This is a genomic window from Caballeronia hypogeia, from assembly GCF_001544875.2.
GTDB classification, from domain to species: Bacteria; Pseudomonadota; Gammaproteobacteria; order Burkholderiales; family Burkholderiaceae; genus Caballeronia; species Caballeronia hypogeia.
Window position 1 is genome coordinate 560,327 of record NZ_FCOA02000001.1, and the last position, 21,255, is coordinate 581,581.

The 21,255-nt window shown below is 64.6% G+C and carries 21 protein-coding genes; 6 read left to right on the forward strand and 15 right to left on the reverse strand.

The features are described from left to right. Positions 1-249: 249 nt before the first annotated feature. The 3 genes from AWB79_RS02600 (at position 250) to AWB79_RS02610 (ending at position 2,472) form a co-directional block, all read left to right on the forward strand. Positions 250-462, forward strand: a complete 213-nt coding sequence (locus tag AWB79_RS02600; RefSeq protein ID WP_061165772.1) for a hypothetical protein — start codon at positions 250-252, stop codon at positions 460-462. A 60-nt stretch (positions 463-522) separates the two neighbouring features. Next, complete coding sequence (locus tag AWB79_RS02605) at positions 523-1,566, forward strand: serine/threonine protein kinase (protein WP_061165773.1); 1,044 nt, start codon at positions 523-525, stop codon at positions 1,564-1,566. Between the two features lie 177 nt (positions 1,567-1,743). Continuing rightward, on the forward strand, positions 1,744-2,472 hold the full coding sequence (locus AWB79_RS02610; RefSeq protein ID WP_061165774.1) for a PepSY-associated TM helix domain-containing protein: 729 nt from the start codon (positions 1,744-1,746) through the stop codon (positions 2,470-2,472). 31 nt (positions 2,473-2,503) lie between these two features. Here the strand turns inward: AWB79_RS02610 and AWB79_RS02615 are convergent, their stop codons facing one another. From AWB79_RS02615 to mgrA, 13 genes are all read right to left on the reverse strand, one after another. Next, positions 2,504-3,715: a PepSY-associated TM helix domain-containing protein gene (locus tag AWB79_RS02615; RefSeq protein ID WP_232470790.1), complete on the reverse strand. Its 1,212-nt coding sequence runs from the start codon at positions 3,713-3,715 to the stop codon at positions 2,504-2,506. Between the two features lie 134 nt (positions 3,716-3,849). Further along, positions 3,850-4,869 (reverse strand): XdhC family protein, encoded by a 1,020-nt coding sequence (locus AWB79_RS02620; RefSeq protein ID WP_061165775.1) that lies wholly within the window; start codon positions 4,867-4,869, stop codon positions 3,850-3,852. Continuing rightward, positions 4,842-5,384 (reverse strand): SRPBCC family protein, encoded by a 543-nt coding sequence (locus AWB79_RS02625; RefSeq protein ID WP_061165776.1) that lies wholly within the window; start codon positions 5,382-5,384, stop codon positions 4,842-4,844. Before AWB79_RS02625 ends, AWB79_RS02620 begins: the two co-directional genes overlap by 28 nt. Then, positions 5,375-6,565 carry a vWA domain-containing protein gene (locus AWB79_RS02630; RefSeq protein ID WP_232470791.1) on the reverse strand — a complete coding sequence of 397 codons (1,191 nt, stop codon included), beginning with the start codon at positions 6,563-6,565 and terminating at the stop codon, positions 5,375-5,377. The genes AWB79_RS02625 and AWB79_RS02630 overlap by 10 nt, the downstream gene beginning before the upstream one ends. Further along, positions 6,562-7,458 (reverse strand): AAA family ATPase, encoded by an 897-nt coding sequence (locus AWB79_RS02635; protein WP_061165778.1) that lies wholly within the window; start codon positions 7,456-7,458, stop codon positions 6,562-6,564. Before AWB79_RS02635 ends, AWB79_RS02630 begins: the two co-directional genes overlap by 4 nt. A gap of 6 nt (positions 7,459-7,464) precedes the next feature. Next, positions 7,465-8,268, reverse strand: coding sequence for an FAD binding domain-containing protein (locus tag AWB79_RS02640; RefSeq protein ID WP_061165779.1), 804 nt, complete (start codon positions 8,266-8,268; stop codon positions 7,465-7,467). 15 nt (positions 8,269-8,283) lie between these two features. After that, complete coding sequence (locus AWB79_RS02645) at positions 8,284-10,665, reverse strand: xanthine dehydrogenase family protein molybdopterin-binding subunit (protein WP_061165780.1); 2,382 nt, start codon at positions 10,663-10,665, stop codon at positions 8,284-8,286. Between the two features lie 56 nt (positions 10,666-10,721). Continuing rightward, positions 10,722-11,198, reverse strand: a complete 477-nt coding sequence (locus AWB79_RS02650; RefSeq protein ID WP_061165781.1) for a (2Fe-2S)-binding protein — start codon at positions 11,196-11,198, stop codon at positions 10,722-10,724. A 291-nt stretch (positions 11,199-11,489) separates the two neighbouring features. Next, positions 11,490-12,944 carry a branched-chain amino acid transporter BcaP gene (gene bcaP / locus AWB79_RS02655; protein WP_061165782.1) on the reverse strand — a complete coding sequence of 485 codons (1,455 nt, stop codon included), beginning with the start codon at positions 12,942-12,944 and terminating at the stop codon, positions 11,490-11,492. 159 nt (positions 12,945-13,103) lie between these two features. After that, complete coding sequence (gene rqpR / locus AWB79_RS02660) at positions 13,104-13,757, reverse strand: response regulator transcription factor RqpR (RefSeq protein WP_061165783.1); 654 nt, start codon at positions 13,755-13,757, stop codon at positions 13,104-13,106. 11 nt (positions 13,758-13,768) lie between these two features. Next, complete coding sequence (locus AWB79_RS02665) at positions 13,769-14,629, reverse strand: sensor histidine kinase (RefSeq protein WP_061165784.1); 861 nt, start codon at positions 14,627-14,629, stop codon at positions 13,769-13,771. A gap of 339 nt (positions 14,630-14,968) precedes the next feature. After that, the gene (locus AWB79_RS02670; RefSeq protein ID WP_061165785.1) at positions 14,969-15,739 is read right to left on the reverse strand and encodes a ferredoxin--NADP reductase; all 771 of its coding nucleotides are present in this window, start codon (positions 15,737-15,739) and stop codon (positions 14,969-14,971) included. Positions 15,740-16,212: 473 nt separating this feature from the next. After that, on the reverse strand, positions 16,213-17,256 hold the full coding sequence (mgrA, locus tag AWB79_RS02675; protein WP_061165786.1) for an L-glyceraldehyde 3-phosphate reductase: 1,044 nt from the start codon (positions 17,254-17,256) through the stop codon (positions 16,213-16,215). Positions 17,257-17,498: 242 nt separating this feature from the next. Here mgrA and AWB79_RS02680 point away from each other — a divergent pair, with 242 nt between their 5' ends. Together AWB79_RS02680 and AWB79_RS02685 are read left to right on the forward strand one after the other, a co-directional pair. Next, positions 17,499-18,326, forward strand: coding sequence for a mechanosensitive ion channel family protein (locus tag AWB79_RS02680; protein ID WP_061165787.1), 828 nt, complete (start codon positions 17,499-17,501; stop codon positions 18,324-18,326). A gap of 42 nt (positions 18,327-18,368) precedes the next feature. After that, positions 18,369-18,572: a DUF3185 family protein gene (locus AWB79_RS02685; protein WP_061165788.1), complete on the forward strand. Its 204-nt coding sequence runs from the start codon at positions 18,369-18,371 to the stop codon at positions 18,570-18,572. Between the two features lie 28 nt (positions 18,573-18,600). Here the strand turns inward: AWB79_RS02685 and AWB79_RS02690 are convergent, their stop codons facing one another. Continuing rightward, positions 18,601-19,377, reverse strand: coding sequence for a phytanoyl-CoA dioxygenase family protein (locus AWB79_RS02690; RefSeq protein WP_061165789.1), 777 nt, complete (start codon positions 19,375-19,377; stop codon positions 18,601-18,603). Positions 19,378-19,690: 313 nt separating this feature from the next. On the opposite strand from AWB79_RS02690, the gene AWB79_RS02695 reads away from it, so the two are divergent. Next, complete coding sequence (locus AWB79_RS02695; protein ID WP_198398955.1) at positions 19,691-20,041, forward strand: hypothetical protein; 351 nt, start codon at positions 19,691-19,693, stop codon at positions 20,039-20,041. A gap of 11 nt (positions 20,042-20,052) precedes the next feature. Here the strand turns inward: AWB79_RS02695 and AWB79_RS02700 are convergent, their stop codons facing one another. Then, complete coding sequence (locus AWB79_RS02700) at positions 20,053-21,168, reverse strand: alkene reductase (RefSeq protein ID WP_061165791.1); 1,116 nt, start codon at positions 21,166-21,168, stop codon at positions 20,053-20,055. Positions 21,169-21,255: the final 87 nt, after the last annotated feature.

Sequence of the window (21,255 nt, forward strand, 5' to 3'; positions counted from 1 at the left end):
CGGCGACGTTCACCGAGTAATTACTGCCAACCGTCTGAGATCGGCAACACAAACGCGGTGAATGGCATCGCGTCGGCGCGCTGCGATGCGCTAAAGTAAGGAGCACAATCGTTCATGAAAGCCGCGCATGTCGCGCTTCCCGCAACAAAGACGCGGCGATTGACTGGTGCACGAGCCGTGAAACGCCTGTGCTTGGCGAAACATACGACCGGCGTTTTATCCTCAGCCGGCACTGAAACGGGGATTCACATGCAAATCGGTTCGATTGTCCGCTCCGTGCATATTGCCGTGCCGAAAGACGCGCGCGGCATCGTCATGCGTATTCTCGGCGACATGGCAATGGTCGCGTGGTACGCCGGTGAGCCGGGCGTGACCAAGCTGCTCAACACGGAGCCGTTTTTCCTCGAAGACCTGATCGATACCGGCGATGTCGTGCGTCCGGCGAACACGGTCGTTCATTGATCACGCGCACGGCATCAATGCGCTGATGCCGACCGCGCGAAGGCGCGGCACAATGCCGGGATGAACCCGATCCATCCCGATTCCCCAAGCGCGCCCCTGCCAGACGATGGCGGCGACGCCCCGCCCTTCGCCGGACTCACGCCCGAGCGGGTACTCGACGCCATCGACAGCGTGCTCATGCCCACCGGCGCGTACACCGATGGCCGTCTGCTGCCGCTCAACAGTTACGAGAACCGCGTTTATCAGGTTGGCGTCGAAGACGGCGCGCCGGTCGTCGCGAAGTTTTATCGACCGAAACGCTGGTCGAATGCGGCGATCCGCGAAGAACATGCCTTCGTCGCCAGTCTCGCCGCGCGCGAGATTCCGGCGGTCCCGGCGCGCGTCTTCGAAGGCGCGACGCTGCATGAATTCGACGGCTTCCGTTTCTCCATCTTCGAGCGGCGCGGCGGCCGCGCGCCCGATCTCGATCGCAGCGACACGCTCGAATGGCTCGGGCGCTTCATCGGGCGGATTCACGCGGTGGGCGCGATCGAGCCATATAGCGAAAGACCGACGCTCGATATCCAAACGTTCGGCTACGAGCCGCGCGAGTTCGTGCTATCGCACGGCTTCATTCCCGTCGATGTGCGCGAGGCATGGGAAACCGCCGTCTCGATGGCGCTCGAAGGCGTCGCGCAATGCTTCGAGCGCGCGGGCGACGTGCGCCATCTGCGTCTGCATGGCGACTGCCATCCGAGCAACGTGTTGTGGACCGACGCGGGCCCGCATTTCGTCGATTTCGACGACAGCCGCATGGGCCCAGCGATTCAGGACCTCTGGCTGCTGCTGCCCGCAGGCCGACCGGATGCTTCGCGCGCGCTCACGGATCTGCTTGCCGGATACGAAGACTTCTGCGAATTCGATCCGCGCGAGCTGCATCTGATCGAGGCATTGCGCACGCTGCGGCTGATCCACTATTCGGCGTGGCTCGCGCGACGCTGGAACGATCCCGCCTTTCCTGCGGCGTTTCCGTGGTTCAACACGCAGCGCTACTGGGAAGACCGCATCCTCGAATTGCGCGAGCAGATCGGCGCGATGCAGGAAGGCCCGCTCTGGCCTGTCTGAAATTTTTCGTGACATTCATGCGCTGTCAGGCAATTGCAAAGGATTGAAAAGCCGTTTTGCGCGTGTAATGATAACGATTCTCATTTTTCCATCCTGATCGATTGCCGCGCGCGAGTTCGCGTCCGGCCGATCAGGTGTGGCATTGCCTGCCGAATCCCGAAATTCCTGGAGCGACGCGTGAACGCGCCTGAAACCCTCAATCCGCGGCCGCCTGCCACTGGCGGTGCGACGCATTATCGGCCGCACGGTCACCTGATCGACGCCGCCGAGCAAATCGTGCGCAAGAACCGCTCGCGCCGTTCGACATTCCTCAAGTGGCTGCGCAAGGTGCACGGCTGGGTCGGCTTGTGGGGTGCGCTGCTCGGACTTTTGTTCGGCGTGACCGGCTTCCTGCTGAATCACCGCGCGCCGCCGCTGCGCATTTCCACCGGCGAGCCGCAGGTTTCGCAGATGCAGGTGCCGCTGCCCGCCGAAGGCTTCAAGACGCCGCGCGACATGGGCATGTGGCTCAAGAAGGAACTGAAGATCGAAGGCAATCTCGGGCGCGCGCGCAAGGAACCGGCGCATCCGGTCGGCTGGGGCGACAAGAGCACGATGCAGCCCGAGCAATGGTCGGTGATGGTGGCGGCTCCCGGCGGCAGCGTGATGGCCGAGTACTGGGTCGGCAACAACTTCGTCTCGGTGAAGCGCACCGAGAACACCTTCCTCGCGATGATGACGAACCTGCACAAGGGCGTCGGTCTGAGCGTGGGCTGGGTGCTGCTCGTCGATACGTTCGCGGGCAGCATCATCCTGCTGTCGCTGACGGGCGTCTTGTTGTGGACCGAACTGAACAAGAAGCGCACGGCGGGCGTGGTGATCGTGGCCGCGTCGCTGATCGCGGCGGTGGTTTGCGGGTTGATCTGACACGCCGCCCCGATGTGCGCCGGCGCGCCGCTCAGGCGGCGCGCCTTCCCTTCCGCGGGTTATGACGCGTGAGCCACAGGTAAAGCCCGCTTCCCAGCACGACAATCGTCAGCGCGTCGAACGCGCCCCAGAAAATCTTCAGCGGCATTCCGCCGAAATCCCCGAAGTGCAGAGGCTGCGAGCCAAGCAGCACCTTCAGATACCAGGGCAATTCGCGTGAATCAGTGAGCGCGCCCGTCGAGGCATCGACGAGCACCGGACGCATGATGCGCGAAGTGAGCATGCCGTCGCCGCGCATCCAGACGGCATAGTGATGCGGGCTTGCGAAGCGCGTCCCCGGAAACGCGACGAACGACGGAATCATGTCCGGCGCGACCTCACGCGCGGTCTTTACGGCGTCATCGACAGATGCGCGCACGACGACCGGCGGCTTGTCCCGATACGGCGCGAGCATCTGCGAAAGCTGATCGTTGCGCCAGGCTTCGAGCATCAGATCGGCGAGCGTGTTGATCGAGCCGGTCGCGCCGACGAGCAGCGCCCACGCGAGCGTCAACATGCCGATGGCGTTATGCCAGTCGAGCCACACGATGCGCCGCTTCTTCTTCAGCCGCACGCGCCCCAGCCCGACCTTGCGCCAGAATGGCAGATATACGACCACGCCCGAGACGATCGCCGCGAGAAACACCACGCCCATCGCGCCGAGAAAGAGCTTGCCGAACAGCCCCGCGAACATGTCGACGTGCAGTTTCAGCAGCACGAACTTGAGCGAGCCCTTGCCCGGCGGCATGCCGAGCGGCTGCGCGGTGCGCGCATCGACGGTTGTGCTGAGCGTGTCGTCGGGGGGCGTGTCGGCGTGCGGCGCGGTGACGACGATCGGCAGCAGCGGATCGTCCGGCTCCCAGATCATGTACTGCGGCACGTGTCCCGGATGTTCGTTCAGCGCCGCGCGCAGCACCGCGTCATAACTCGCGCGCGCACTCGCCTGCGATGCGGGCAATTCGGGCGCTTCGATCGCGTCGCCGGTGAGAATATCGAGTTCGTGGCCGAACACGAGCGGCAGGCCCGTCAGGCACAGCAGCAACATGAACGCCGTGCAGACGAGGCTCGTCCAGCGATGCACGACGGACCACACGCGCAGCGCGCGCTGGCTCATGTGGCGCTCGTGGACGGGCGTGGGCGAAGTCGGCGAATCGGCGCGTGCGGGCGCGTGCCGATTCTCGCCGGTCAGAAATTTGCCAGGCATTCGGTGCAACGTGGGCTAAGAGTAAGCGGCTTCGCGTCAGCCAGTCGGCCGCACAAATGAGAACGATTATTATATAGCCGCCCGCCACACCGGGCCCGCGGATCGACAGCTTTTTGTAATATCGACGCGGGGGCTCAAACGCCGCAGACTTCGCCCTTGCCCGCCACTTCGCGCGCGGCCTTCGCGCCCTCGACCTGCAGCAGCTCAGGCAAAGACACGCCGTTCTTCGCCGCCGTCACTTCGGCGAGAATCGACACGGCGATTTCCGGCGGCGTTCTGCTGCCGATATAAATACCCACCGGCCCATGCAGCCGCGCAAGCTCCGCCTCGCTCAGATCGAACTCTTTCAGACGCTCGCGACGCGCCGCGTTGTTGCGCCGCGACCCGAGCGCGCCGACATAGAACGCCGGCGTTTTCAACGCTTCCATCAGCGCGAGATCGTCGAGCTTTGGATCATGCGTGAGCGCGATCACCGCGCAGCGCTCGTCGAGCTTCATGTCCATGACGGTGTCGTCGGGCATGGTGCGCACGATCGTCGTGCCGGGCACGTTCCACTCGTCCGTATACTCCTCGCGCGGATCGCACACGGTCACCTGATAGTCGAGCCCGACCGCGATGCTGCACAGATAGCGCGACAACTGGCCCGCGCCGATCACCAGCATGCGATACCGCGGGCCGTGAATCGTCAGCAGCCGATGATCGTCGAACAGCACGCCGTCGGTGGCCAGCGCGGGTTCCAGACGCGCGTCGCCCGTCGCCATGTCGAGCGTGCGCGCGACGAGCCTGCCGCTTTCCACCGCCGCGCACAGTTCGGCGATGCCGCTCGCCTTCGTCAACGGCTCCAGCACGAGCTGGATCGTGCCGCCGCACGGCAAGCCGAAGCGATGCGCCTCTTCCGCGCTGATGCCGTACTTCACCGCTTCGGGTTTCGTCTGCTCGATCCCCCGCTGCCGCACGCGGTCGATCAGATCGTCCTCGATGCAGCCGCCCGACACCGAGCCGACCACGTGACCGTCGCCGCGCACGGCGAGCATCGCGCCTTCCGGACGCGGCGACGAGCCCCACGTCTTCACCACCGTCACGAGCAAGACGCGATGCCCCTCTTCGAGCCATCGCGCGCTGTTCTTCAGGACTTCGAGATCCACGCTGTCCATGATTTCTTTCCTTTCTCCTGCACTTCGCCGCCGTTTTCATCGTCGGCGGGAACATCCTGCGGTTCCTGCCCGCCCTGAAGCTGAGCGCTGAACCGCTTGAAAAATTCTGCCGCAATCTTGCGCGCCGCGCCGTCGACGAGGCGCGAGCCGATCTGCGCGAGCTTGCCGCCCACCTGTGCGTTCGCGCTGTAGCTGAGCTTCGTCGTGTCGGCTTCGTCGCCGGGTTCGAGGTTCACCGTCGCGCTGCCCTTGCTGAAGCCGGCCGCGCCGCCCTGCCCTTCGAACACGATCGTGTAAGTATGGGGCGCGTCAATATTCGTGAGCTCCATTCTTCCCTTGAAGCGCGCCTTCACCGGCCCGACGGCCGCCGTCATCGCGACGCTGTAGGCATTCTCGCCGTCCGCGTCGATGCTGTCGCAGCCCGGAATGCACACCTTCAGGATCGCTGTGTCGTTGAGCGCTTCCCACGCGCGCGCCTGCGGCACCGGTAACGTGTGTGTTTCGGTCAGTTCCATCGCGTCTCTCCAAAAGGCGTGTGTCGCGACAAGGCGGCGAGTTCGCGCCCGACCGCGCCGAGGCTGTCGAGGTTGTGCGCCGCGAGCATCGCATCGACGTGCGGCAGGATCGCGCGCACGCCCCGCGCGCGCGGCGTGAAATCGGCGAAACGCAACAGCGGATTGAGCCACACGAGCCGATGCGCGAAACGCCTGAGCCTTTGCATCTCGGCGTCGAGCACGTCGATGGCTTCGTGATCCAGACCGTCGGTGACGAGCAGCACCGTCGCCCGGCCGGAGAGCACGCGGCGCGCCCAGCGTCGGTTGAACTCCGCGAGCGTCGCGCCGATGCGCGTGCCGCCCGACCAGTCCGCGACGTTCTGCCCGAGCGCGGCGATCGCGACATCGGGATCGCGCTCGCGCAATGCGCGCGTCGCGTTGGTCAGGCGCGTGCCGAACAAGAATACCTGCAGGCGTTCGCGCGACTGCAAAAGCGCGTGACAGAAATAGAGCACCGCGCGCGAATACGCGCTCATAGAACCGGAAATGTCGAGCAGCAGCACGAGCGGTGGACGGCGCTCCACTGCCGCGCGATATTTCCACACGGTCCAGTCGCCGCCTGCGCGCACGGCGTGGCGCGCGCTCGCCTTGAGATCGGCGTGTGTGCCGCGCGATGCGGCCTTGAGGCGGCGCGTCGGTTCCGTCGCGAGCGGCAGCCGGTGCGCGCGAATCTGATGCCGCAACGAACGCCACTCATCGGCGCTCAGCGTATCGAAATCGCGATGGCTCAAGCGCTCCTGCGAACTGAAGGTGATGCGCGCGTGCGCCTCCTCCGTCTTCGATTCCGCCGGCGGCGTTTTCGATGCGGCGGCGCGCGCCGCCAGCGCGTCGGCGAGGCGGTTGTTGCGCTTCGGCGGCGGCATGCCGTTCGTCACCTTCGGCAGCAGCAGCGCGCGCAGCTTGCCTTCCCAGTCGGGATCGCGCCAGAAGAGATCGAAGGCTGCATCGAAGATTTCGCGCTCGTCGCTTGAGTGGACCAGCAGGCACGCGAGCGTCGCACGCACATCGTCGCGGCGGTTCAGGTCGATGTGGCGCAACGCGTCGAGCGCATCGACCGCATGCGCCGGCGACATGCCGAGCCCCGCGCCGCGTAGCAGCCGCACGAAATGCACGACGTTGCGGGCGAACGGTTCCATGTTCATGGCGTCGCCGAGAGGCATCGCGCGAGCGTGTCCGCGTCCATGCGCGCGAGGTCGTCCTGATATTTGAGCAGCACCCCGAGGGTGTTCTGCACCGATTGCGGATCGAGCTCCGACACCGACAGCGCCGCGAGCGCCCGGCACCAGTCGATCGTCTCCGCGACGCCCGGCGCCTTGAACAGGTCCAGCGTGCGCAGTTCGTGCACGAACGCCACCGCGCGCTTTTGCAGCGCCTGCCCCGCTTCGGGCGCGCGCGCCGCGACGATCGCCAGCTCGACCTCGCGCTCCGGATAGCCGATCCATTGATAGAGGCAACGCCGCTTCAACGCGTCGTGCACCTCGCGCGTGCGGTTCGACGTCATCACGACGAGCGGCGGCCGCACGGCCCGCACCGTGCCGTACTCGGGAATCGACACCTGAAAGTCCGACAGCAGTTCGAGCAGAAACGCTTCGAACGGCTCGTCGGCGCGATCGATTTCATCGATCAGCAACACGCGGCGCGCGTCGGGATTGTCGGGGTCGGGAAGCAAGGCCTGTAGCAGCGGTCGCTTCAGCAGAAACTCGCTGCGATACAGCGAGTCGTTCGAAGGCGTCTCGCCCGTGGCCTCGGCCAGCCGCAACGCCATGATCTGGCGCGGATAGTCCCATTCATACAGCGCGCTCGCCGTGTCCAGACCCTCGTAGCACTGCAGACGCAAGAGCGTCGTGCCGCACAAACCCGCTGCGGCCTTCGCCAGCTCGGTCTTGCCGACACCCGGCTCGCCTTCGAGGAACAAGGGCCGCTGCATCCTGAACGCGAGAAACAGCGCCGTCGCGAGCTCGCGGTTCGCGAAGTAGCGCTGCTCGCGCAAACGCGCGAGTGTCTCGTCGATGGATTGCGGCTCTTTCACCGGCATCGCGAGCTAGAACGACATCGCCCGTTCGATCGCCCGGCCCGCGAGCACCGGAATCAGATGCGCGCGATATTCGGCGCTCGCGTGCATGTCCTCGTTGAGCTCGTCGGGCGCGATCGTCACGCCGCGCGCCGACGCCACCGAGAAGTCCTTCGACAACGCCGCCTCCAGTGCGGCCGGGCGAAACACCGAAGACGCGGCGCCCGTCACGCCGACGCGCACGCTGCCGTCCCTGAACTTCGCGACGAACACGCCAACGAGCGCGAAGTGCGACGCCGGATTGCGAAACTTCTCGTAACCCGCGCGCTCGGCCAGCGGAAACTCGACCGCGACGATCAGTTCATCGGGTTCGAGCGCGGTCGTGTACATGTCGATGAAGAAGTCGTCCGCGCCGATGCGCCGTCTGTCCGTCACGACCGTCGCGTTGAGCGCGAGCACGGCGGACGGATAGCACGCGGCGGGATCGTCGTTGGCAAGCGAGCCGCCGATCGTGCCGCGCTCGCGCACCTGCCGGTCGCCGATACGGCCCGCGAGATCGGCGAGGCCGGGCAGCGCCTTCTTCACATCCGCGTTCGATGCGACATCCGCATGGCACACCGCACCGCCGATCGTCAGCTTGTCGGCATCGAGCGTGACGCTTTTCATCGACTGGATGCGCGTGACGTCGATCAGCGCGGAAGGCTGCGCGAGGCGCAGGCGCATGGTCGGCAAGAGGCTCTGGCCGCCCCCGAGGAACTTGGCGTCGCCGTCGGCGGACAGCGCCGTGACCGCTGCCTTCGCTTCGTCGGGACGTTGATAGTCGAATGAGTACATACCGGTCTCCTTGGCTCAGGCGTGTTGAGCGTTGCGCATCGCGGTCCAGACCCGATGGGGCGTCGCGGGCATCTGCAAGTCCTTCACGCCCAGCGGCGCGAGCGCGTCGAGAATCGCGTTGATGACCGCCGGCGGCGAGCCGATTGCGCCCGCTTCGCCGCAGCCCTTCACGCCCAGCGGATTGTGCGTGCACGGCGTGCCCTTCGCGGTTTCCACCGTGAAGTTCGGCAGGTCGATCGCGTGCGGCATCGCGTAGTCCATGAACGAGCCGGAGAGCAACTGGCCGGTGCTGTCGTCGTACACGCAGCGCTCCAGCATCGCCTGGCCGATGCCCTGCCCCAGCCCGCCGTGCACTTGCCCTTCGACGATCATCGGATTGATCACGTTGCCGAAGTCGTCGACCGCCGTGAACTGCTGGATGCGCGTTTCGCCGGTGTCCTGATCGACTTCGACCTCGCACACATACGCGCCCGACGGATACGTGAAGTTGGTCGGATCGTAGAACGCGTTCTCGTTGAGGCCCGGCTCCATCTGATCGAGCGGGAAGTTGTGCGGCACATATGCGGCGAGCGAGACGTCGACGAAAGTCTTGGTGCGGTCCGTGCCCGCGACGCGGAACACACCGTCCTTGAACTCGATGTCCTCCGCCGCCGCTTCGAGCAGATGCGCGGCGATCTTCTTCGCCTTCGCTTCGACCTTGTCGAGCGCCTTCATGATCGCCGAACCGCCGACCGAGATCGAACGCGAGCCATACGTGCCCATGCCGAACGGAATGCGGCCGGTGTCGCCGTGAATCACTTCGACGTTTTCGATCGACATGCCGAGCCGGTCCGCGACCACTTGCGCGAAGGTCGTCTCGTGACCCTGACCGTGGCTGTGCGAACCGGTGAACACGGTGACGGAGCCGGTCGGATGCACGCGCACTTCGCCCGCTTCGAACAGGCCGGCACGCGCGCCCAGCGCGCCCGCCACGTTCGACGGCGCGAGCCCGCACGCCTCGATGTAGCACGAATAGCCGATGCCGCGCAGCTTGCCCTTCTGCTTCGATTCCTCGCGCCGCGCAGCGAATCCCGCGACGTCCGCAAGCTCCAGCGCGCGATTCAGGCACGCGTCGTAATCGCCGGTGTCGTAAGTGAGTCCGACCGGCGTCGCATAGGGAAACTCGCGGATGAAGTTACGGCGCCGCAATTCCACCGGATCGATGTTCAGCTCGCGCGCCGCTGTTTCCACGAGGCGCTCGACGACGTATGTCGCCTCGGGCCGGCCCGCGCCGCGATACGCGTCGACCGGCACGGTGTTCGTGAACACCGCTTTCACTTCGGCGTAGATCGCGGGCGTCGCGTATTGCCCGGCGAGCAGCGTCGCGTAGAGCACGGTCGGAATGGACGATGCGAACGTCGACAGATACGCGCCCATGTTCGCCGTCGTATGCACGCGCATGCCGATGAACTTGCCGTCCTTGTCGATCGCGAGTTCGGCCTTGGTAACGTGATCGCGGCCGTGCGCGTCGGAGAGAAATGCTTCGGAGCGCTCGGCGGTCCACTTGATCGGCCGCCCCACTTTCTTCGATGCCCACGTCAGCGCGACATCCTCGGGATACAGAAAAATCTTCGAGCCGAAGCCGCCGCCGACATCCGGCGCGATCACGCGCAGCTTCGACTCCGGAAGTTGCAGCACGAACGCCGCCATCAGCAGGCGCTCGACGTGCGGATTCTGATTCGCGACATAGACCGTATAGCTGTCGTCGTGCTTCGAGTAGCTCGCGTTCACGGCGCGCGGCTCGATCGCGTTCGGCACGAGGCGCTGGTTCACGATATCGAGCGTCGTCACATGCGCCGCCTGCGCGAACGCGGCGTCGGTCGCGGCCTTGTCGCCGTGGCCCCAGTTGTAGCAGACGTTGTTCGGCACGCTGTCGTGCACCAGCGGCTGCCCCGCGTCCGACGCGGTGCCGGTCGCGACCACGGCGGGCAGTTCGTCGTAATCGACTTCGATCAGCTCGAGCGCATCCTTCGCTTCCTTGATCGATTCCGCGACGACCAGCGCGACCTGATCGCCCACGTGCAGCACCTTGTCGTGCGCGATCACCGGATGCGGCGGCTCGTGCATCGGCGAGCCGTCGGTGCTGTGGATCAGCCAGCCGCACGGCAAGCCGCCGACGTTCTCGCCCGCCATGTCCTTGCCCGTGAAGATGCCGATCACGCCGGGCGACTTCATCGCGGCTGCCGTATCGATGCTTTTGATCTTCGCGTGCGCGTGCGGCGAACGCAGGAACACGCCGTAGCTCTGGCGCGGCATGACGACGTCGTCGGTGTACTGGCCGGCGCCCGTCAGGAAGCGATAGTCTTCCTTGCGCTTCACGCCAGCGCCGATCATTTTCTGTTGCTCAGGGGCATTCATCGCGGTCTCCTGTTAAAGGCGCGATTCATCGTTTCGGAGGGAATCTGGCGACGCGTTCAGGCGCTGGCTTTCATGGCCTGCGCGCCCTGGAGAACCGCTTTGACGATGTTGTGATAGCCCGTGCAGCGACACAGATTGCCGTCGAGCTGTTCGCGCACTTCCTCTTCGGAAAGATCGGGCGATTGCGCCGCGAGCGCCGACGCGCTCATCACCATGCCCGGCGTGCAGAAGCCGCATTGCAGGCCGTGACATTCCTTGAACGCCGCCTGCATCGGATGAAGCTGGCCGTCCTTGGCCATGCCTTCGATGGTTGTTACGTCCATGCCCTCGGCTTGCGCGGCGAGGATGTTGCACGACTTGATCGCGCGGCCATTCAGATGGACGGTGCACGCGCCGCACTGCGCGGTGTCGCAGCCCACGTGCGTGCCGGTGAGGCCGAGTTGTTCGCGGAGAAACTGGACGAGCAGAAGATGCGGTTCGACGGTGGCGGTCACGGCTTTCCCGTTGACCGTCAGGCTGATGCTGAGCGCCATTTTCACTGTCTCCTATGCGACCAGAGTGGGCGCTTCAGCGCCTTACTCGCGTCTCATGCAATTGACTTGCTGTGGGATTGACCAGCCTTGCGCCACGCACCTGCCATCTGCCGCCGTGAGCGTTCAGCCGGAACTGGTGTGATGTGATTGTGACATTGAGTAAAACACAAATCGGCGGGCGTCGCCATTGGCGCGAACGTCCGTCCCAATTCGTCCATCGGCGCGCCGCGAGTCCGGCAAATGCGAAGCGCCGCCTCGAGGGCGGCGCTTTTGCCTTTCGAACCTGGACGCTCAGTGCGTCACGGTCTCATGTTTTTTCGCGGCCGCCGATGCCGCGGCGCCCGGCGTTTCGAGCGGCGCGCGCCCGAGCACCGAATGACGGCGCGAGTACAGGAAGTAGATCGCCAGGCCGATCACGAGCCATATGGCGAACGCGATCCACGTCATCGCCTGGAGATTGATCATCAGGAATAGGCACGACGCCACCGCCAGAACCGGCACGACGGGCACGCCCGGACAGCGGAACGCGCGCGGCAGATCCGGGTGCGTGCGGCGCAAGATCAGCACGGCGATGGAAACCATCGAAAACGCGGCGAGCGTGCCGATGTTGATCAGTTCTGCGAGCACATTGAGCGGCACGAGTGCGCCGATCAGCCCGAAAAAGATGCCGACGATCCAGGTCGTGAGGAAGGGCGTCGAGAAGCGCGGATGCACCTTCGAGAGCCGCGCGGGCAACAGGCCGTCGCGCGACATCGCGTAAATGATGCGCGTCTGACCGTAGCTCATCACGAGGATAACGGTGAGCATGCCGAGCACCGCGCCCAGGTCGATGAAGCCCGCGACCCAGTTCTGTCCCGCGACCTGCAGCGCGAAGGAAACCGGATGCGGATTGTTCGCGAACTGCGCCGCCGGAACGATGCCCGTCACGACCGCCGCGACCGCCACGTACAGCACCGCGCACACGGCGAGCGACGAGATGATGCCGATGGGCAGATCGCGCTTCGGATTCTTCACTTCCTCCGCCGCCGACGACACCGAATCGAAGCCGATGAACGCGAAGAACATCACGGCGGCCGCGCCGAACACGCCGGACCAGCCGTTCGGCATGAACGGATGCCAGTTCGCCGGCTTGACGTGGAACACGCCCACCGCGATCACCAGCAGCACGACCGTCACCTTGATCGCGACCATGATGTTGTTCACGCGCGTCGATTCCTTCACGCCGACCGACAGCAGCCACGTGATGAGCATCATCACGAGGAACGCGGGCAGGTTGAAGAACGTCGCGTGACCGGGCAGGGCGCCGGGCGCGGCGGTGAGCGCGGTGGGCAGCGAAATGCCGAAGCCCGCCAGGAGCGATTGCAGATAGCCCGACCAGCCGACCGACACGGCGGAAGTCGCAAGCCCATACTCCAGCATCAGATCCCAGCCGATGATCCATGCGGCGAGTTCGCCGAGCGTTGCGTAGGAATACGTGTAGATGGAGCCGGCGACGGGAATCGTCGATGAGAATTCGGCGTAGGCGAGGGCGGCGAAGCAGCACGCGATCGCCGCGACGATGAACGAAACCATGAGAGCCGGCCCGGCCTGCACGGCGCCGGTGCCGGTGAGCACGAAGATCCCCGTGCCGATGATCGCCCCGATGCCGAGGAACGTCAGATCGAGGGCGCCGAGCGTCTTCTTGAGCGACGTGCTGTGCGCGCCGGCCAGCATGTGCTCGATGTTTTTCTTGCGGAACAACGACATTGCGATGAGTCTCCTTCTGGCGCGTGCGGGCGCCCCTGCTCAGGGAAAACCCGCTATTTTATCGGAGACTCGAAGATCGCCCAGAACTTGGGCATGTGGCGCACTATTGCGGCGATTATTGACAAAATCGCCGGATTTTATCTTGCGCGAGATAAATGCTTAACCGGCGATGGCCGGATTCATGTCGACGAGACGATTGCTCATCACGTAAAACGTCAGCTCCGCATTGTTGGCGAGCTTCATCTTTTCGAGCAGCCGCGCGCGATAGACGCTCACCGTTTTAACCGAAAGAGATAGGGCGTGCGCGATGTCGGTCAGCCGCTTTCCGGACGCGAGCATGCAAAGCGTCTGATATTCGCGGTCCGACAGCTTTTCGTGCGGCAATCGGTCGGTATCGAGGGAAACGTAGGTCGCGAGCGCTTCGGCCATTTCCGGACTCACGTATTTGCGGCCCGCCGCGACCTGCTGGATCGCACCGATCATCAGCGCCGGGTCCGCCGTCTTCGACAGATAGCCCGACGCGCCTGCCTTCAGCGCGCGCACCGCGTACTGATCCTCGCGATACATCGAAAACATCAGCACCGGCAGGCGCGGCGACTCGCGCTTGATGCGCTTCAAAAGATCGATGCCGTTGATATCCGGCAGTGAAATATCGAGCATCGCGACATCGAGCGGGCGGCGCGCGGCGAGGGCGAGCGCTTGCATGCCGGTTTCCGCCTCCATCACCTCGGACGCGACGCCGCGCTCCACCAGCAATTGCGCGACGCCGCGGCGCACGATGCCGTGATCGTCGGCGAGCAGAATTCTGAGCATCGCGGGCGGCCTCAGGCGTTCACCACGAGCGAGAACAGGCCTGGGCGCGCGGCCGTCCACGGCAGGCGCGCGCGCACAGTAGTGCCGGCGGGCTTGGCCGCCGCCACGCGCAAGGTTCCGCCAAGCGCCTCGCAGCGCGAGCGCATGCCGGAAATGCCGAAGCGTCCGCCCTTGCGTCGCGCGGCGGCGCTGATGCCGCAGCCGTCGTCGTCGACGGTGAGCGTCACGCCTTGTCCGTCGAGCGCGATGCTCACGCTCGCGCGCGCGGCGCCTGCGTGGCGCGCCACATTGCCGAGCGCTTCCTGCGCGACGCGAAACAGCGCCAGCGACATGTCGTGCGACATGCGTTCCAGCCGGGCATCGGGCGGACAGATGAAATCGACGATGAGCCCCGCGCGCGTGCCGAAGCTCGTGGTCCAATCGGCGAGTGTGGCGGCGAAACCGGCATCGAAGGTCGGCGTCTGCAGGCCTTCCACCACGCGATGACTCGTCTCGCAGACTTCGGCGAGCGCCGCTCGCGCCTGCTGGAGCGCATCGGCGAGGGCGGCGGGCGCATCGGCGGGCAGCCAGTGACCGGCCCGCGCGAGCGCGAGATTGGCGACCGTGAGCGCGGCGCCGGTCGCGTCATGGAGGTCCTGCGCGAGCGCCTGGCGCGCGCGCTCTTCCGTGGCGGCGAGCAGCGCGGCAAGTTCCTGGACGCGGGCGGTGAGGCGCTGAATCTGGCGATCGCCCTTGAGTTTGGCGTCGATCAGCGCGGAATAGGGTGAGGCGAACGACGCGCCGGAACATTCCGGCGCCGGTGACGGCACCCCGCGCAGCGGGGCGCGGCGAATCGGGCTCTCATCGAGCGAGACCATGGCCGACGGATTCATTCACTATCCTCGCATTGAGCGCAACTGGAGCTACGTCCTCGGGCGTTATCACGAGCGGCGTAACTGAATTTACACTCTGTAACATCGAAGGCGGACCACGCGGTCGCGCGCGCCGTCTCAAAGTAAACGCATCATATCTCAAAAATATTATAAATCCATGTCAGACAAGGCCTGAGCTGACGAACTTCATGTCGTTTGCCAAGTTTCCTGCATCAAATGCGTAGGAAAAATACCTACCGACGACGCCCGATTTGTAACAAGGCCGCGCGCGTCACGCTTTCGCCAGGCGAAAAAAAACCGGAGCGCGAAGCTCCGGTTTTTGCAAACGCGCTGAATCGATCAGCCGACGAATGCCTTTTCCACGACGTAGTGACCCGGATGGTTGTTGCTGCCTTCCTGGAAGCCCATTGCGTCGAGCAGTTCGCGGGTGTCGCGCAGCATGTGCGGGCTGCCGCAGAGCATGACGCGGTCGTTTTCGATCGAGAACGGCTCGACCGCGAGATCCGCGAACAACTTCTTCGTCTCGATCAGATCGGTGATGCGGCCGCGGTTCGCGAATTCCTCGCGCGTGACGGTCGGGTAATAGATCAGCTTCTCCGAGACGATCTCGCCGATATGCTCGTGCGCCGGCAAGTGCTCGGTGATGAAATCCTTGTACGCGAGTTCGTCGACGAAACGGCAGGTGTGCGTCAGGACGATCTTCTCGTAGCGGTCGTAAACTTCCGGGTCCTTGATGATCGACATGAACGGCGCGAGACCCGTGCCGGTGGACAGCAGCCACAGCGTCTTGCCGGGCAGCAGGTTGTCGGCGACGAGCGTGCCCGTCGGCTTCTTGCCGATCAGCACCGGATCGCCGACCTTCAGGTGTTGCAGACGCGAGGTGAGCGGGCCATCGGGAACCTTGATGCTCAGAAATTCGAGATGCTCTTCGTAGTTCGCGCTCGCGAGGCTATAAGCGCGCAGCAGCGGCTTGCCGTCGACTTCGAGGCCCACCATCGTGAACTGGCCGTTCTCGAAGCGGAACGCGCTGTCGCGGGTGCAGGTGAAACTGAAAAGCGTGTCGGTCCAGTGATGGACGCTCAGAACGGTTTGAGGATTAAGGTTGCTCATGGCTTCTTGAACTGTGCTTTAACTGTGCGAAAGCGGTGACGCTCAGACCGCTCGCGGCTGACTGCGAACGCGCCAGTAAGGCGCTGCGCTGCGCGATAGAACGATCGATTGGTATTGCCGCGAGTTCGATGCGAGTTCGACGCACGAGGCATGCGATCCACGCCGCGCCTTGCGTGAACATCGCGCGAAAAAACCAGACAGCCCGGCGCAATCGACTATTTTAACCCGATAGCCGGTCGGCGTCGTCGGGCGCCGCGTGAAACGCAGTAGCGGCAAAGGCGCGCACGCGGGCCTCGTGGGCGAACGTGCGTGCTGAATTGAAGTCTCTGGCTGGCGAAACGCTGGCTGCGAGCGGCTTTCCGCGAGCATCGAAATCTCTGCCGGAAAACCACCGAGCCAGCATGATAGCAACGGAACCCGCTCTATCCCGAAATACCCTTTCCGAAGAAAGGCTTGGCGCACGTTCGCCGCGCCTAGATCCGCTGATCCGTCGACGGCTTTTCCCACAGATTGATGCCGCCTTCCTGCGCGTGCTGGTCGATTTCCGCGAGTTCTTCCTTGGTGAAATCGAGGTTCTTCAGCGCGCCGACGTTCTCCGCGACCTGTTCCGCGCGGCTCGCACCGATCAGCACCGAAGTCACGCGACCGCCGCGCAGCGCCCACGCCAGCGCCATCTGCGCGAGGCTCTGGCCGCGCTTCTGCGCCAGTTCATTGAGCTTGCGCACGTGCGCGAGGTTCGCGTCGCTCAGGTGCTCCTGCTTGAGCGAGCCGCCGCCCGGCTTGTTCACGCGCGCATCCTGAGGCACGCCGTTCAGGTACTTGCTGGTCAGAAGCCCTTGCGCGAGCGGCGTAAACGCGATGCTGCCCGCGCCGATATCGTCGAGCGTGTCGAGCAGTTCGCTTTCGATCCAGCGGTTCAGCATGTTGTAAGACGGTTGATGGATCAGCAGCGGCACCTTGTGCTCGGCGAGCAGCTTCGCCATTTCGCGCGTCTTCGACGCCGAATAGGACGAGATGCCGACATAGAGCGCCTTGCCCGAATGCACGGCCGTCGCGAGCGCGCCAGCGGTTTCTTCCAGCGGCGTATCGGCGTCGAAACGGTGCGAGTAAAAGATATCGACGTAATCGAGACCCATGCGCTTCAGGCTTTGATCGAGACTCGCGAGCACGTACTTGCGCGAGCCGCCGCCCTGGCCGTACGGACCGGGCCACATGTCCCAGCCTGCCTTCGACGAGATCAGCAGCTCGTCGCGATACGGGCGGAAGTCGTCCTTGAAGATGCGGCCGAAGTTCGTCTCCGCGCTGCCATACGGCGGGCCGTAATTGTTGGCGAGGTCGAAATGGGTGATGCCGAGATCGAACGACGTGCGCAGAATCTCGCGTTGCGTGGAGATAGGCGTCGTATCGCCGAAGTTGTGCCACAAGCCCAGCGACAGCGCGGGTAGTTTCAACCCGCTTTTGCCGCAGGTGCGGTATTGCATCTGCGTGTATCGCTCGGACGCTGCTTCGTAGGCCATGACGGATTTCCTCTGCGGATTGCGAATTGAACAGACCTGCAACAGACAGTTTCGGCGCACGAGCGCGCGTGCCGCGTCGCGCGCATGCGCCCTGCCAAGGGCGTCAATCTTAGCCAATCGGCCATCGGTGCGCACGGCGCGCTGCGTCGTCCCGCTATTCGACACTGGCCGGACGGTCAGTTAGGGGAACGATCGACGGTCAACGCTGACCAATGCAAATTCCGCATGAAGGAGCTTGACAGATGGACCCGATCGACAGACTGCGCCCCGCCTACGATTCCTTTTCCGCGATCGCCGTGACCTACGGCATCGACATTCTGCTGGCGATCCTGATTCTCGCCGTGGGCTGGTGGATCTCCAACGCCGTCGCCAACGCACTGCGCCGCACGCTCACTCGCACGAACGTGGACGCCACGCTGACACCCGTGCTCGCCAGCCTCGCGATGTGGGCGATTCGCGTCATCGCCATCGTCGCCGCGCTCGGCAAGTTCGGCATCGCGGCGGCCAGCATTCTCACCGTGCTCGGCGCGGCGGGTCTCGCCATCGGGCTCGCGCTGCAGGGCACGCTGCAGAATATCGCTGCCGGTCTGATGCTGTTGCTGCTGCGGCCGTTTCGCGTCGGCGATTACATCGAGGGCATCGGCACGACAGCGGGCACGGTCAACGAGATCGGTCTGTTCACCACGCGTCTGACCAAGGCGGACGGCATCGTCATGTACGTGCCGAACAGTCTCATCTGGGCGAACGCGATCACCAACTACAGCGCGAACGACCGTCGCCGCGTCGTGATCAATTTTCAGGCGCAACACGGGCTCAAGGTGGAACACGTGCTCGGCGAGCTGCGCCGGCTGATGAGCGAAGATGCGCGCATCGTGCAGGACGGGCCTTCCGCGCCGTGGGTTTCGGTGACCGATTACACCGACACCGGCGTCAAGTTCAACCTCGGCGCGTGGACCACCCGGACCGATCACCAGAACGTGCAGGCCGACCTGCTGCGCAAGATCCAGCCGTTGACGCGCGAAGCGCCGGCCCCGGCCGCGCAACTGGACGCGCCCGCGCCGACCCGCTAAGCTGACGCGCCCTCAGAGAACGAAACAGGACGAAAACACGTTATGACCCGAGCGATTTCCGTTGCGCTGCTCGTCGGCGGCGTAGTGCTGCTGTATTTCGGCGGCCAGTCGTTTCATTCGCTCTCGAACGACGTATCGCGCTTCTTCACCGGCTCGCCCACGAACAAGACCATCTGGCTGATCGCGGGCGGGATCGTCGCGTCGCTCGCGGGGTTGATCGGGCTCGCGATTCCTTCGAAACGCTAACACAGCGATCCGCCAATTCGCTGATTCCTCAGACCAGCGCCACTTCCGGCTTCGACGCCGAGCGCGTGCCGGGCAACGGCGCATTGCTCGCGCCGCGATACGTGTACACGAGCGAGAACTTCACCTGATCAGTGAGGTTCTTCCCGGCCGAATGCAGCGTGTTGCAGTGGAAGAACACGACATCGCCCGGTTCGAGTTCGGGCGACACCGCCGTGCGGATCAGCGCGGCGTTCTCGGGCAAATCGGAGCGGAAGAATTTCGCGTCGTCAAAACGATCCGACGTGAACGGCAGCTTGTGCGACGTCGGCACGAACCACAGCGCGCCGTTGTCGACCGTCTCGTTGCCCACAGCAAGCCACGCGGAAACGAGATCGTCGCGCTCGAACGCCCAGTAGCGCACGTCGCGATGCCAGCCGGTCAGGCTGCCGTACGCGGGGTGCTTCGTCATCATGCAGTTGTGATGCGCGCGCGAAAGATACGGCGTTTCGCCGAAATAAACCTCCATCCAGCCGCGCACTTCCGGCGAAGTCGCGAATTCCGCGAAGAGCGGATGCCGCACGTATGCGTCCAGCAGGCGACGCACCGTGTGTCCGCCCGGCGCGTCCTTCGAATCCGGCGCACCGGGGTATTTCAGATCGGCTTCGAATTCGACTGGCGCGGCCGCGATCGCCAACTGCTGTCGCGCGACTTCGCGCATCGCGTCGCGACGTTCTTTCGTCACGAGCCCTTTGACGATCACGTAGCCGTTTTCACGCAGCTCGTGCACCTGTTCTTTTTTCGATTTCAACGAATTTTGATCAGACATTTCAGTTTTAGCGTCTCGCGGCTTTCGAATGGATTCATGCCGACGACGCTATATCCGGAATCGGCGCGAATACGAAGATTGTAAATCCGACGCCGCGCCAAGGCCCGCGCCACAATGCATCCGCCGATATTTATCAACAGGTGCTTCATAAAAACGCAGGGAAAACGCGTACTTACCCGAGTAATAAAGGTCCTGTACATTGAATCCGCCAATTCGGTGCAACTCCGCGAAGCGAGTTGAATCGAATGCCTTGCCCGCCATTTTTGAGACATCTATCGTCGAGTTTGCGTAACGCAACCGACCTCCCGCCGACATGAACCACCGAATCGCTATTGGCCTCTCGCGCGTTGCCTCGCGCGCCGCACGTCCTGCCCGTCGCGGCATGATCCGCGCGTTGCGCCATCACTCCACCCGCACGCAACTGCTCGCCGAGCAGCTGAAACACGTGCATCCGGTCGATGGCATCCGGTCGTGGTTCCGCGGTTTCTTCTTCAATCTGCGCGTGCGTGCGGCATCGCGCCGCGTTTCCTTGCGCGCGCTGTTGCGTCGTCCGGTGCAGTTGCGCGCGCCGTCGCCGAAACCGAAGGCCGCGACGCTCACGAGCCGCCGTCCGCGCCGTGTTTCCGCCAGCAGCGCCGGCTGGTACGCGTTCGCCGCGCGCTGAGCGGCTCAGGCTCAGCCACGTCCGGCGTCGTCGAGCGCCGGATAATCCGTGTAGCCCTTTTCGCCGCCGCCATAGAAAGTCGCCTCATCGGGCGCGTTGAGCGGCGCGTCTTTCCTGAAGCGCTCCACCAGATCCGGATTCGCGAGATATGCGCGGCCGAACGCCACGGCGTCGGCCCCGCCACGCTCGATGCGCGCGTTCGCTTCCTCGGCCGTGTATTCGCCGCATACGATGATCGCGCCGTCGAAGGCCTGACGCAGCGCGCGCCGATAATCGTCGGACAGCGGCGCGCCGCCTGCCCAGTCGGCCTCGGCCAGGTGCAGATACGCAACGCCGATGCGCTTCAGCTCCCGCGCCAGATGCAGCGATGACGTTTCGCCTTCGTCGTCCTGCAGGCCGAAGCCGGTGAAGTTCGGCGAAATGCGGATGCCGACGCGATTCGCGCCCATCACGCCTGACACCGCTTCGAGCACATCGACGGTGAGCCGCACGCGGTTTTCGATGCCCCCGCCGTAATCGTCGGTGCGATGATTGGCGCCCGTCGCCATGAACTGATGCAGCAGATAGCCGTTGGCCGCGTGCACCTCGATCATGTCGAAGCCGGCGCGCTTCGCCCGATGCGCGGCGTCCACGAACTGCAGGACGATGCCCGGCAACTCGGCGGTTTCGAGCGCGCGCGGCTCGTCGGCGTCGATCATGCCGAAGGTTCCGTCGTCGCGCTTCACGAAGACCTGGGTATCGGCCGCCCGCATCGCCGAGGGTGCGACGGGCGGCGCGCCACCTTCCTGAAGCAGCCGGTGCGACACGCGCCCGACATGCCACAACTGCGACGCGATCCGCCCATGCCGCGCGTGCACCGCGCCGACGACGGCTCTCCATCCGGCCTCCTGCGGATCCGAATAGATGCCGGGCGTCGCGAAATAGCCCTGTCCTTGCCGGGACACTTGCGTCGCCTCGGTGACGATGAGCCCCGCCCCCGCGCGTTGCGCGTAATAGTGGGCGTTCATTTCGGAGGGCACGTCGCCGGGTTGCGACGCGCGGTTGCGCGTGAGCGGCGCCATCACGACGCGATTCGGCAGTTGGAGATTGCCGATGGTGACCGGAGAAAGAAGCGTGTCGTACGGCATGATGACTCCGCAGGCGTTCAGTTTTGCCGATCAAGCAAATGCAAGAAACGCGCCGCGGGTGAAAAAAAACCGGCAGGCGCGCAGCCT

Excerpts from the sequence above, each read along its gene's own strand:
- AWB79_RS02600 (WP_061165772.1), top strand. The coding sequence starts at position 250 with ATGCAAATCGGTTCGATTGTCCGCTCCGTGCATATTGCCGTGCCGAAA.
- AWB79_RS02605 (WP_061165773.1), top strand. The coding sequence starts at position 523 with ATGAACCCGATCCATCCCGATTCCCCAAGCGCGCCCCTGCCAGACGAT.
- AWB79_RS02615 (WP_232470790.1), bottom strand. The coding sequence starts at position 3,715 with ATGCCTGGCAAATTTCTGACCGGCGAGAATCGGCACGCGCCCGCACGC.
- AWB79_RS02620 (WP_061165775.1), bottom strand. The coding sequence starts at position 4,869 with ATGGACAGCGTGGATCTCGAAGTCCTGAAGAACAGCGCGCGATGGCTC.
- AWB79_RS02625 (WP_061165776.1), bottom strand. The coding sequence starts at position 5,384 with ATGGAACTGACCGAAACACACACGTTACCGGTGCCGCAGGCGCGCGCG.
- AWB79_RS02630 (WP_232470791.1), bottom strand. The coding sequence starts at position 6,565 with ATGAACATGGAACCGTTCGCCCGCAACGTCGTGCATTTCGTGCGGCTG.
- AWB79_RS02635 (WP_061165778.1), bottom strand. The coding sequence starts at position 7,458 with ATGCCGGTGAAAGAGCCGCAATCCATCGACGAGACACTCGCGCGTTTG.
- AWB79_RS02640 (WP_061165779.1), bottom strand. The coding sequence starts at position 8,268 with ATGTACTCATTCGACTATCAACGTCCCGACGAAGCGAAGGCAGCGGTC.
- AWB79_RS02645 (WP_061165780.1), bottom strand. The coding sequence starts at position 10,665 with ATGAATGCCCCTGAGCAACAGAAAATGATCGGCGCTGGCGTGAAGCGC.
- AWB79_RS02650 (WP_061165781.1), bottom strand. The coding sequence starts at position 11,198 with ATGGCGCTCAGCATCAGCCTGACGGTCAACGGGAAAGCCGTGACCGCC.
- bcaP (WP_061165782.1), bottom strand. The coding sequence starts at position 12,944 with ATGTCGTTGTTCCGCAAGAAAAACATCGAGCACATGCTGGCCGGCGCG.
- rqpR (WP_061165783.1), bottom strand. The coding sequence starts at position 13,757 with ATGCTCAGAATTCTGCTCGCCGACGATCACGGCATCGTGCGCCGCGGC.
- AWB79_RS02665 (WP_061165784.1), bottom strand. The coding sequence starts at position 14,629 with ATGAATCCGTCGGCCATGGTCTCGCTCGATGAGAGCCCGATTCGCCGC.
- AWB79_RS02670 (WP_061165785.1), bottom strand. The coding sequence starts at position 15,739 with ATGAGCAACCTTAATCCTCAAACCGTTCTGAGCGTCCATCACTGGACC.
- mgrA (WP_061165786.1), bottom strand. The coding sequence starts at position 17,256 with ATGGCCTACGAAGCAGCGTCCGAGCGATACACGCAGATGCAATACCGC.
- AWB79_RS02680 (WP_061165787.1), top strand. The coding sequence starts at position 17,499 with ATGGACCCGATCGACAGACTGCGCCCCGCCTACGATTCCTTTTCCGCG.
- AWB79_RS02685 (WP_061165788.1), top strand. The coding sequence starts at position 18,369 with ATGACCCGAGCGATTTCCGTTGCGCTGCTCGTCGGCGGCGTAGTGCTG.
- AWB79_RS02690 (WP_061165789.1), bottom strand. The coding sequence starts at position 19,377 with ATGTCTGATCAAAATTCGTTGAAATCGAAAAAAGAACAGGTGCACGAG.
- AWB79_RS02695 (WP_198398955.1), top strand. The coding sequence starts at position 19,691 with ATGAACCACCGAATCGCTATTGGCCTCTCGCGCGTTGCCTCGCGCGCC.
- AWB79_RS02700 (WP_061165791.1), bottom strand. The coding sequence starts at position 21,168 with ATGCCGTACGACACGCTTCTTTCTCCGGTCACCATCGGCAATCTCCAA.